The sequence below is a fragment of the Streptomyces sp. NPDC050508 genome, from assembly GCF_040655155.1.
GTDB lineage: Bacteria > Actinomycetota > Actinomycetes > Streptomycetales > Streptomycetaceae > Streptomyces.
On record NZ_JBFAJJ010000018.1, the window covers coordinates 16897 to 28087 of the forward strand.

At 71.3% G+C, this 11191-nt stretch carries 10 protein-coding genes; 9 read left to right on the plus strand and 1 reads right to left on the minus strand.

The annotated features are described in order from the left end of the window. Positions 1-61: 61 nt before the first annotated feature. From AB0I69_RS38320 to AB0I69_RS38335, 4 genes are all read left to right on the plus strand, one after another. Entirely contained in the window at positions 62-3610 is a 3549-nt protein-coding gene (locus tag AB0I69_RS38320) for a UvrD-helicase domain-containing protein (RefSeq protein ID WP_363100377.1), read from the plus strand. Between the two features lie 10 nt (positions 3611-3620). Continuing rightward, a complete protein-coding gene (locus AB0I69_RS38325; RefSeq protein WP_363100378.1) occupies positions 3621-5033 on the plus strand; it encodes a dipeptidase in 1413 nt (470 codons plus the stop codon). Positions 5034-5190: 157 nt separating this feature from the next. Then, complete coding sequence (gene nudC, locus AB0I69_RS38330) at positions 5191-6135, plus strand: NAD(+) diphosphatase (RefSeq protein WP_363100379.1); 945 nt, start codon at positions 5191-5193, stop codon at positions 6133-6135. Between the two features lie 33 nt (positions 6136-6168). Continuing rightward, complete coding sequence (locus AB0I69_RS38335; RefSeq protein WP_363100380.1) at positions 6169-6816, plus strand: class I SAM-dependent methyltransferase; 648 nt, start codon at positions 6169-6171, stop codon at positions 6814-6816. A 46-nt stretch (positions 6817-6862) separates the two neighbouring features. On the opposite strand, the gene AB0I69_RS38340 is transcribed toward AB0I69_RS38335, so the two are convergent. Beyond that, the gene (locus tag AB0I69_RS38340) at positions 6863-7105 is read right to left on the minus strand and encodes a mycoredoxin (RefSeq protein WP_363100381.1); all 243 of its coding nucleotides are present in this window, start codon (positions 7103-7105) and stop codon (positions 6863-6865) included. A gap of 85 nt (positions 7106-7190) precedes the next feature. Here AB0I69_RS38340 and AB0I69_RS38345 point away from each other — a divergent pair, with 85 nt between their 5' ends. From AB0I69_RS38345 to AB0I69_RS38365, 5 genes are all read left to right on the plus strand, one after another. Beyond that, on the plus strand, positions 7191-9485 hold the full coding sequence (locus tag AB0I69_RS38345) for an ATP-dependent DNA helicase UvrD2 (protein WP_363100382.1): 2295 nt from the start codon (positions 7191-7193) through the stop codon (positions 9483-9485). A 168-nt stretch (positions 9486-9653) separates the two neighbouring features. After that, complete coding sequence (locus AB0I69_RS38350) at positions 9654-9974, plus strand: hypothetical protein (protein WP_363100383.1); 321 nt, start codon at positions 9654-9656, stop codon at positions 9972-9974. A 173-nt stretch (positions 9975-10147) separates the two neighbouring features. Beyond that, positions 10148-10516 carry a WhiB family transcriptional regulator gene (locus AB0I69_RS38355; protein WP_019072119.1) on the plus strand — a complete coding sequence of 123 codons (369 nt, stop codon included), beginning with the start codon at positions 10148-10150 and terminating at the stop codon, positions 10514-10516. Further along, positions 10513-10842 carry a hypothetical protein gene (locus AB0I69_RS38360; RefSeq protein ID WP_363100384.1) on the plus strand — a complete coding sequence of 110 codons (330 nt, stop codon included), beginning with the start codon at positions 10513-10515 and terminating at the stop codon, positions 10840-10842. The genes AB0I69_RS38355 and AB0I69_RS38360 overlap by 4 nt, the downstream gene beginning before the upstream one ends. A gap of 135 nt (positions 10843-10977) precedes the next feature. Continuing rightward, positions 10978-11187 carry a hypothetical protein gene (locus AB0I69_RS38365; RefSeq protein ID WP_363100385.1) on the plus strand — a complete coding sequence of 70 codons (210 nt, stop codon included), beginning with the start codon at positions 10978-10980 and terminating at the stop codon, positions 11185-11187. Positions 11188-11191: the final 4 nt, after the last annotated feature.

Genomic DNA, 11191 nt, shown 5'->3' on the forward strand with positions numbered 1-11191 from the left:
TCTTCTGCCCCTGAGGGCGATTGGTCCTCGACTGTCAGTGGCCGCCGCTAGCCTCTCCGACATGCCCGCCCGTATCACCGATCCCGATCAGCTCAAGGAGCTCCTCGGCATCCCCTTCACCCCGGAGCAGACGGCCTGCATCATCGCGCCGCCCGCCCCGCAGGTGATCGTGGCCGGAGCCGGATCGGGCAAGACGACGGTGATGGCGGCCCGCGTGGTGTGGCTGGTCGGCACCGGCCAGGTCGCCCCCGAGCAGGTCCTCGGTCTGACGTTCACCAACAAGGCCGCCGGTGAACTCGCCGAGCGCGTCCGCAAGGCGCTGATCAAGGCGGGCGTCACCGACCCCGACGTCATCGACCCGGACAACCCCCCGGGCGAGCCCGTGATCTCGACGTACCACGCCTTCGCCGGCCGCCTCCTGACCGACCACGGTCTGCGCATCGGGCTCGAACCGACTGCCCGTCTGCTCGCCGACGCCACCCGCTTCCAGCTCGCCGCGCGCGTGCTGCGCGAGGCCCCCGGCCCCTACCCGGCACTCACCCGTTCCTTCCCGGACCTCGTCAGCGACCTCCTCACCCTCGACGGCGAGCTGTCCGAGCACCTCGTACGCCCCGAGGAGTTGCGCGCGTACGACGCCGAGCTGCTGCGCGACCTGGAGGGCCGCAAGCTCAGCAACCCCGAGCTCCGCAAGGTCCCCGAGGCGGCCGCCGCCCGCCGTGAACTCACGGAGCTGGTGAGCCGCTACCGCACCGCCAAGCGCGAGCGCGACCTGCTCGACTTCGGCGACCAGATCGCCCTCTCCGCGACCCTGGCCCGCACCCGCCCCGAGGTCGGTGACATCCTGCGCGACGAGTTCCGGGTGGTGCTGCTCGACGAGTACCAGGACACCTCGGTCGCCCAACGCATCCTCCTGGCAGGCCTGTTCGGCGCCGGCACGGGCCACCCGGTGACCGCCGTCGGCGACCCCTGCCAGGCGATCTACGGCTGGCGCGGCGCGTCCGTCGCCAACCTCGACGACTTCCCGGAGCACTTCGCGCACGCCGACGGCCGCCTCGCCGCCCGCCAGTCGCTCAGCGAGAACCGCCGCAGCGGCGGCCGCCTCCTCGACCTCGCCAACAACCTCGCGGAACCCCTGCGCGCCATGCACGCGGGCGTGGAAGCCCTCCGCCCGGCCCCCGGCGCCGAGCGCGACGGCATGGTGCGCTGCGCGCTGCTGCCCACCCACACCGAGGAGATCGACTGGCTCGCCGACTCCATCGCCCACCTCGTACGGACCGGGAAGGCGCCCGGCGAGATCGCCGTCCTGTGCCGCACGGCCACCGACTTCGCCGAGATCCAGGGCGCCCTCGTCGCCCGCGACGTCCCGGTCGAGGTGGTCGGGCTCTCCGGGCTGCTGCACCTGCCCGAGGTCGCCGACCTCGTCGCCGTCTGCGAAGTCCTCCAGGACCCCGGCGCCAACGCCTCCCTGGTCCGGCTGCTGACCGGCCCGCGCTGGCGCATCGGCCCGCGCGACCTCGCCCTCCTGGGACGGCGAGCCCGGCTCCTGGTGTCCCACACGCGCGTGGGGGCCGACGACGACCCCGACCGCCGGCTCGCCGAGGCCGTCGAGGGGGTCGACCCCTCCGAGGTGATATCGCTCGCCGATGCCCTCGACACGTTCCTGGAGACACCCCTGTACGGCGCCGACCGCGACAGGGACGACGACGGGCTGCCCTTCTCACCGGACGCACGCGTGCGCTTCGCCCGCCTGGCCACCGAACTGCGCGACCTGCGCCGCTCGCTGTCCGACCCCCTGATGGACGTCCTGCACCGCGTCCTCGCCGTCACCGGCCTGGAGGTCGAACTCGCGGCATCCCCGCACGCCCTGGCCGCCCGCCGCCGCGAGACCCTGTCGAACTTCCTGGACGTCGCCGCCTCCTTCGCCGCGGGAGACGGCGAGGCGACCCTCCTCGCCTTCCTCGGCTTCCTGCGCACCGCCGCCCAGTACGAGAAGGGCCTCGACAACGCCCTGCCCGGCGGCGAGAACACCGTCAAGGTGCTCACCGCGCACAAGTCCAAGGGCCTTGAGTGGGACGTCGTGGCCGTCCCCGGTCTGGTCACCGGGACCTTTCCCAGCAGCCAGGGCCGCGAGAAGTGGACCGCCCAGGGCAAGGTCCTGCCGCACGCGCTGCGCGGCGACACGGCCACCCTGCCCGACATCGCCTCCTGGGACGCCAAAGGCATGAAGGCCTTCAACGAGGCGATGAAGGACCACCAGCACACCGAGGAACTCCGCCTCGGCTACGTCACCTTCACCCGCCCCCGCTCCTTGCTCCTCGGCTCCGGCCACTGGTGGGGCCCCACCCAGAAGAAGCCCCGCGGCCCCTCCGACTTCCTGCAGGCCCTGTACGACCACTGCGCGGCCGGGTACGGCGAGATCGAGGCCTGGGCGGACCCACCCGAGCCGGACGAGGAGAACCCCGCCCTGCACACGGCCACCGCCGACCAGGCCTGGCCGCTGCCCCTGGACGACACGGCGATGGCCCACCGCCACAAGGCCGCCAAGCTGGTCATGAACCACTTGGAGTACCTCGCCTCCCACGACGAGGGCCACCCCGCGGCCACCCACGACCCGAACGCCCACGACGACCCGGACTGGCCCCCGCCACCGGAGGACGACGAACCTCCCTACGACGAGCCTCCTCATGAGGAAGCAGCCCCCCCCGACGCCGAAGGCGGCCTCCCGGAGGACGACCCCGCCGACTGGGACGCCTGGACCACGGACCGACCGACCGTCCCGCACCAGGCGGCGCCCCCGGACCCCGCCGAACACTCCAGTGCGCCAGGGGGCGCACGCCCGCACCCCACGGAACCGCCCGGCACGCCCCTCACCCCCGAGGAAGCCCGCGCCATCGCCTCCTGGGACCGCGACCTCGACGCCCTCACCGGCGAACTCCTGCGCGCCCGCCGGAGCGTCACCGACGTCCCCCTGCCGGCCTCCCTGACCGCCACCCAGCTGATGCTCCTGGCCGCCGACCCGGACGGGCTCGCGCAGGAACTCGCCCGCCCCATGCCACGCCCCCCGCAACCCGCCGCACGCCGAGGCACCCGCTTCCACGCCTGGGTGGAATCACGCTTCGAAGAGCTGACCCTGCCCATGCTGGAACCGGACGAACTGCCCGGCAGCGAGGCAGAGATCGCCGACGAACGCGACCTGGAAGCCCTCAAGGACGCTTTCGAACGCACCGAGTACGCCCGGCGCACGCCCTACCGCGTCGAGAGCCCCTTCCAGCTCGTGATCGCCGGCCGCGTCGTACGGGGCCGTATCGACGCCGTCTACAAGCAGGGCGAGGGCGACGGGGCGACGTACGAGATCCTCGACTGGAAGACCAGCCGCACCCGCACCGCCGACCCGCTCCAGCTCGCGATCTACCGGCTCGCCTGGGCCGAGCGGCAGGGCGTGCCCCTGGAGGCGGTCACGGCCGCGTTCCTGTACGTGCGCGGCGGCGAGGTCGTACGGCCGGAGGGCCTCCCCGACCGGGCCGCACTGGAGCGGCTGCTCCTGGAAGAGCCGGGCGCGCAAGCAAACTGTGAGGAACCGCCCACCGAGGATGTCAGTGCGGGCCGATAGGCTCGTGACCATGAGCCACACCGTTGACAGTGCCGTCAGCGCGGTCCGCACGTACATCGAGCAGCACCGCGCCGCCTTCCTCGACGACCTCGCCGAGTGGCTGCGCATCCCGTCCGTGTCGGCGCAGCCCGACCACGCGCCCGACGTCCGACGCAGCGCGGACTGGCTCGCCGCCAAGCTCCGGGAGACCGGCTTCCCGACCGCCGAGGTCTGGCCGACCCCGGGCGCCCCCGCCGTCTTCGCCGAGTGGCCCTCCGACGACCCCGAGGCACCCACGGTCCTCGTCTACGGCCATCACGACGTACAGCCCGCCGCCCGCGAGGACGGCTGGGACAGCGAGCCCTTCGAGCCCGTCGTCCGCGAGAACCGCCTCTATGCGCGCGGGGCGGCCGACGACAAGGGCCAGGTGTTCTTCCACACACTCGGCGTCCGCGCCCACCTCGCCGCCACCGGCCGCACCGCCCCGGCCGTGCACCTGAAGCTGCTCGTCGAGGGCGAGGAGGAGTCCGGCTCCCCGCACTTCCGGGCGCTCGTCGAGCAGCACGCCGACCGGCTCGCCGCCGACGCCGTGATCGTCTCCGACACCGGCATGTGGTCCGAGGACACCCCCACGGTGTGCACCGGTATGCGTGGTCTCGCCGAGTGCGAGATCCGGCTGCAGGGCCCCGACCAGGACATCCACTCCGGCTCCTTCGGCGGCGCCGTGCCGAACCCGGCGACCGCCGCCGCCCGCCTCGTCGCCGCACTCCACGACGAGCACGCACGCGTGGCCGTCCCGGGCTTCTACGACGGCATCGTCGAACTCACCGACCAGGAGCGTGAGCTTCTCGCGGAGCTGCCCTTCGACGAGAAGGAGTGGCTGCGCACAGCCAAGTCGTACGCCACCCACGGAGAGGCCGGACACACGACCCTGGAGCGCATCTGGGCCCGCCCCACCGCCGAGGTCAACGGCATCGGCGGTGGTTACCAGGGCCCCGGCAGCAAGACGATCATCCCGTCCTCGGCCATGGTGAAGCTCTCCTTCCGGCTGGTCGCGGGACAGGACCCCGACCACATCGAGAAGGCCGTCCGAGCCTGGGCCGCCCAGCAGGTACCCGAAGGAATCCGGCAGGAGATCACCTTCAGCGCGGCCACGCGCCCGTGCCTGACGCCCCTGGACCACCCGGCCCTGCAGTCCGTCGTCCGCGCCATGGGCCGCGCCTTCGACAAGCCGGTCCTCTTCACCCGCGAGGGCGGCTCGGGACCGGCCGCCGACCTCCAGGAAGTCCTCGGGGCACCCGTCCTCTTCCTGGGCATCTCCGTCCCCTCCGACGGCTGGCACGCCCCGAACGAGAAGGTCGAACTGGACCTCCTCCTGAAGGGCGTCGAAACCACCGCTCACCTGTGGGGAGACCTCGCCGACACCTGGCGCCACGCGCCCTGACGAACCCGTGCGAACCGGAACGGCCACGCGCGCGGGGCACACTGGAAGAACCGCCCCGCACACCCCGTCCCCGCCGGACCCGGTCGCCTCCTGCCCGTACGTCCCGCTGAACCGCCCGCCGAAACAATCCGCATTGCCGGGGGAGTTGGAAGCACCCGTGACCACCTGGACCGACCACACAGCCGACCGACCCATCTCACTCACCGCCCCGAGCGGCATCGATCGAGCCGCCCACCACCGGCTCGACGAGGCCTGGCTCGCGGCGGCGTGGAGCCACCCCACCACCCGCTGCTTCGTGGTCTCCGGCGGCCAGGTCCTCATCGACGAGACACCCGACGGCAAGACCGAACTCGTCATGACCCCGTCCTTCGAGGCCCCCCTCACCGAGGCGCACCGCTACTTCTTGGGCACCGACGACGACGGCGTCAGCTACTTCGCCCTCCAGAAGGACGCCCTCCCCGGCCGTATCGACCAGTCGGCGCGCGCCGCGGGACTGCGCGAGGCCGGCCTGCTGCTGTCGCCCCGGGACGTGGGCCTGATGGTGCACGCGGTCGCCCTGGAGAACTGGCAGCGCCTGCACCGCTTCTGCTCCCGCTGCGGCGAGCGCACGGTGATCGCCGCGGCCGGCCACATCCGCCGCTGCCCTGCCTGTGGCGCCGAGCACTACCCGCGCACCGACCCCGCCGTGATCATGGCGGTCACCGACGACGAGGACCGCATCCTGCTCGGCCGCCAGGTCCACTGGCCCGAGGGCCGCTTCTCGACGCTCGCCGGCTTCGTGGAGCCCGGCGAGTCCATCGAGCAGTCGGTGCGCCGCGAGGTCTTCGAAGAGGCCGGCATCACCGTCGGGCACGTCGAATACGTGGCCAGCCAGCCCTGGCCCTTCCCGTCCAGCTTGATGCTGGGCTTCATGGCCCGCGCCACCTCGACCGACATCAACGTCGACGGCGACGAGATCCACGAGGCCCGCTGGTTTTCCCGCGAGGAACTGCGGGCGGCCTTCGAGTCCGAAGAGGTGCTGCCCCCGTACGGCATCTCGATCGCGGCCCGTCTGATCGAGCTCTGGTATGGCAAGCCGCTGCCGACGCGGACCTTCGTCTGAGGCGACCGGGGGGACGTGGGTGGGGGTTCGCGGATGACCGACCCGTACTGGAACCACAACGTCCACTACCACCCCGTGGTGGTGGACGTTGTGCCCGACGGCTGCCGTGCGGCCCTCGACATCGGCTGCGGGGACGGCCTGCTCGCTCGCAAGCTGGCGAGCAGGGCCGGATCGGTGACGGGCGTGGACCGCTCGCCGCAGATGATCCGGCTCGCCCGAGCCGACGTGCCGGAGAACGTCACCTTCGTGGAGGCGGACTACCTCGACGGCACCTCACTCGACGAAGGCAAGTACGACTTCGTCAGCGCGGTCGCCGTCGTCCACCACACGGAGTTCGAGGACGCCGTGAGACGGCTCGTGAGTCTGCTGGCACCCGGCGGCCGACTGGTGATCGTCGGCCTGGCGTACAACCGCACGTTCCTGGACTGGGTGATCAGCGGCTGCGGGCTGCCCGTGAGCCGGTTCCTGGCGCGACGACACGGCGGGAAACTCGGACCGGTCGGCATGCCTGTCGAGGACTCGGCCATGTGCTGGGGAGAGGTCCGCAGGGACGTCCGGCGCCTCCTGCCCGGGGCCCGGTTCCGGCGACGGCTTCTGTGGCGCTACGTAGCCGTGTGGGACAAGCCGGTCGCGTGCGGCGAACGACAAGCGTGCGGCGAACGACAAGAAGGCGGCCCCTGACACATCAGGGACCGCCTTCCGCAGAGCTGCGCGCGCCGACCGTCGTTCAGGCGCCGACCTTCTGCTTGACCTGCGCCAGCGAAGGGTTCGTGAGCGTCGAACCATCCGCGAAGAGCAAAGTCGGGACCGTCTGATTCCCGCCATTCGCCTTCTCGACGAACGCCGCGGAATCCGGGTCGTGCTCGATGTTGACCTCGTTGTACGCGATGCCCTCGCGGTCCATCTGGCTCTTCAGCCGACGGCAGTAACCGCACCAGGTCGTGCTGTACATCGTCACAGTGCCCGACATTCTCTCGCGCTCCTCAACAGCTCAGGGGATGGGTCCTCGCAGAAGTGGAAACGTACGCGACGCAGCGGCCATTCCCGCCGGGGGTATGCCACCGCACGTGACGCCTGCCGCATTAGTACGACTGCAGGCGCCTCCCTGTGGACAACCGGCTCACCCGTCTCCGGCGACCTGGCAGCATGGCTGTGTGACAGCAGCAACGCACTCCACCCTCTTCCCGCAGGTACCGGACTCGGCCGACGCGGTGCTCGAAGGGCTCGACCCCGAGCAACGCGAGGTGGCGACCGCCCTGCGCGGTCCGGTGTGCGTGCTGGCGGGCGCCGGCACGGGCAAGACTCGGGCGATCACCCACCGCATCGCCTACGGAGTGCGCGCCGGGGTCCTGCAGTCCTCCAGCGTGCTGGCCGTCACCTTCACCAACCGCGCCGCCGGCGAGATGCGCGGCCGGCTGCGCCAGCTCGGCGCCACCGGAGTCCAGGCACGCACGTTCCACTCGGCCGCCCTGCGCCAGCTCCAGTACTTCTGGCCGAAAGCGATCGGCGGCAGCATGCCCCGGCTCGTCGACCGCAAGATCCAGCTCGTCGCCGACGCGGCGGCCGCCTGCCGCATCCGCCTCGACCGCGGCGAACTGCGGGACGTCACCGCGGAGATCGAGTGGTCCAAGGTCACCCAGACCGTTCCCTCCGACTACGCGGCGGCGGCGGCCAAAGCAGGCCGTGACGTCCCCCGCGCCCCCGCCGAGATCGCCCAGCTCTACGCCACCTACGAGGACGTCAAACGCGACCGCGCGGTCATCGACTTCGAGGACGTCCTCCTGCTGACCGTCGCCGTCCTCCAGGACCGGCACGACATCGCCGAACAGGTCCGCTCGCAGTACCAGCACTTCGTGGTCGACGAGTACCAGGACGTCAGCCCGCTCCAGCAGCGCCTCCTGGAGCTGTGGCTGGGCGACCGCGACAGCCTGTGCGTCGTCGGGGACGCCAGCCAGACGATCTACTCCTTCACCGGAGCGACACCGGACCACCTCCTCGACTTCCGCACCCGCCACCCCGGCGCCACCGTCGTCAAGCTGGTCCGGGACTACCGCTCCACACCCCAGGTCGTCCACCTCGCCAATGGGCTGCTCTCCCAAGCCCGCGGCCGGGCCGCCGACCACCGACTGGAGCTGATCTCCCAGCGCGCCGCGGGGCCCGAGCCCGTCTACGCCGATTACACCGACGAACCCGCCGAGGCCGAGGGCGCCGCCCGACGCATCCGTCACCTCATGGACGCGGGCGTCCCGGCGAGCGAGATCGCGATCCTGGTCCGCACGAACTCCCAGTCCGAGACCTACGAACAGGCCCTCGCAGACGCCGGAGTCCCCTACCAACTGCGCGGCGCCGAGCGGTTCTTCGACCGCCCCGAGGTCCGCAAGGCCGGCGTCGCCCTGCGCGGCGCGGCCCGCTTCGGCGGCAACGACTCCCTCCTCGACGACGTCATCGACCTGCCCTCCCAGGTCCGTGCCGTCCTCTCGGGCGAGGGGTGGACCACCGAGCCCCCGGCCGGCTCCGGCGCCGTCAGAGAGCGCTGGGAGTCCCTCGCGGCCCTGGTCAACCTCGCCCAGGACTTCGCCGCGGCCAGACCCGGAGCCACCCTCGCCGACCTGGTCGCCGAACTCGACGAGCGGGCCAACGCCCAGCACGCCCCGACCGTCCAGGGCGTCACCCTCGCCTCCCTGCACTTGTCCAAGGGCCTGGAGTGGGACGTCGTCTTCCTGGTCGGCGTCGCCGAGGGCATGATGCCGATCACCTACGCGAAGACCGACGAACAGATCGAGGAGGAGCGCCGCCTCCTCTACGTCGGAGTCACCCGCGCCAGAGAGCGGCTCTACGTCTCCTGGGCCCTCTCCCGCTCGCCCGGCGGCCGCCCCAACCGCCGCCCCAGCCGTTTCCTGGACGGCCTGCGTCCCGGCTCGACCGGCGTCGCGGGCAGACCCGGCACGGTGGCTCCTGGAGGCATCGAGCGCGGCTTCACGGGCACGCCCAAAGCCGTACCGCGCCGGACGCAACGCACCGTGGCCCGCTGCCGGGTCTGCGGCCGCACGCTCACCGACGCCGGCGAGATGAAGCTGATGCGCTGCGAGGACTGCCCCTCCGACATGGACGAGGGTCTCTACGAGCGGTTGCGCGAGTGGCGGGAGATCCAGGCGCAGCGCAGCGGCCAGCCCGCCTTCTGCGTCTTCACCGACAAGACGCTGATGGCCATCGCCGAGACCGTCCCCGACGACGACGGCGAACTCGCGCGGATCCCCGGCGTCGGAGTGCGCAAGCTCAACCGCTACGGGGCCGATGTGCTGGCCATCTGCGGCGGTCAGGAGCCTGCGGAGGGGGACGCGGGGGACTGATGGAAACTCGTCGAGAAAATAGTTTGCGCATGCCCCAGCAATCCCCATAGGTTCTTAGGCACGGGAACAGGGGGCCTTCTCGGAGGCCCTGATTCCGTGTTGTACTTGCATATCCGAAGGACCGGGTTCACCCCCGGTCCCCCGAGACGCCGAGAGGAGGCGATTCCAGTGATCAGCATCAACACCAGCTCCACCAGCACCGTGAAAATGACCGATCCCTCGGTCGTCTCCCTGTGCATGCTCGGCGTTTCGAACCTGGGCACCGGTCTGTCCGGCATTTCTGCCGCCCGTCCGGCGTCCCCCGTGTCTCTCGCGGTCCTTCCCGTCCGTGAGCGCAATGAGCGACCGACCAAGGCACTGGAAGCAGTAGCGGCACAGGCGCAGGCCTATGCCTTTGCGGCCGGTGCCGGAGGCCGGAAGCAGACGACGACGCAGCACCACCAGATGTGGGCCTTCCGTGGGCCAGAACCCTGGAGTGATCCAGCCTGATCGATCAGGCCGGCGCCTTCAGGGCCGCGGAACCCCACCCGGGATCCGCGGCCCTTCTGTTTTCCCCGAACGGGGATGACGGAGCGAAGGGGCCTCGGGACAAGAACAGAACCCGGTACCAAGCCGACACCCGGCCCAACAGGGCCGGACCGACCAGACGAGGAAGAACAACCGTGCAACTCGAAGCGCACGCCCCGTCCGTACCGCCTTCCGAAACGATCCCCCCGCCCGGCCTCACGGAGGACTCCACCTTGACTCCGCTCACTGCGCTCACCGCGCTCGACGACGCCATCGAGAACCTCGGCGTGCCCGTCCCCTGCCGTTCCTACGACCCGGAGGTCTTCTTCGCCGAGTCGCCGGCCGATGTCGAGTACGCCAAGTCCCTCTGCCGCACCTGCCCGCTGATCGAGGCCTGCCTCGCCGGCGCCAAGGAGCGGCGTGAGCCCTGGGGCGTCTGGGGTGGCGAGCTCTTCGTCCAGGGTGTCGTCGTGGCCCGCAAGCGGCCGCGTGGCCGTCCGCGCAAGAACCCGGTCACGGCATGAACATCACCCTCGGAACGATCGACCGCCCCCTCACGCTCGACCCCAAGAAGCAGGCCCCGATGAAGCCGTCCACTCCCAGCGAGCCCGTGGGCTCAGCGATCCCAGACTTCACCACCCCGGGTGCGACCGAGTCGCGCCAGAACAGGACCCGAGAGATGCAACTCATCCCAGAAGCCCTGGCCCGTGCGCATATGCACGAGCGCCTGCACGAGGCCGAGCGGGAACGCCGGGCCTTGAGCCTGGCGGCCGCCCGCCGGATGCAGCGCCGGGCCGAGCGCGCCTCGATGCGCGCCCGCCGTGCGCTCGCCCTGGCCGTCATGCAGTAATCGATCACACCTGAAGCGGTGGCCTCCCTACCTCGGGAGGCGAAAGCTCCCCGCGGGGGCCGGTCCGTCCGAACGGACCGGCCCCCGCGGTGCGTTCTGCCCGCCGATTCCCGGCCCCGGCGATATCGTCGCGGCGTGACGAGTCTTCCCGGAGGCAGCGACAACAGCGCCTCCACCGCGGAGCCCCAGCCCCTCGTGTGCGCCCGCTGCGGCACTCGGTCCGAAGGCCCACAGCCCACCTGGATCTGCTCCGTCGAGAACGGAACCCGCCACTACTTCTGCGACAGTTGTTCCAGGGAGAACCTCAGGGCGATCGAGGGACGGCTGGACTCGGCCTGGTGGTAGTGCC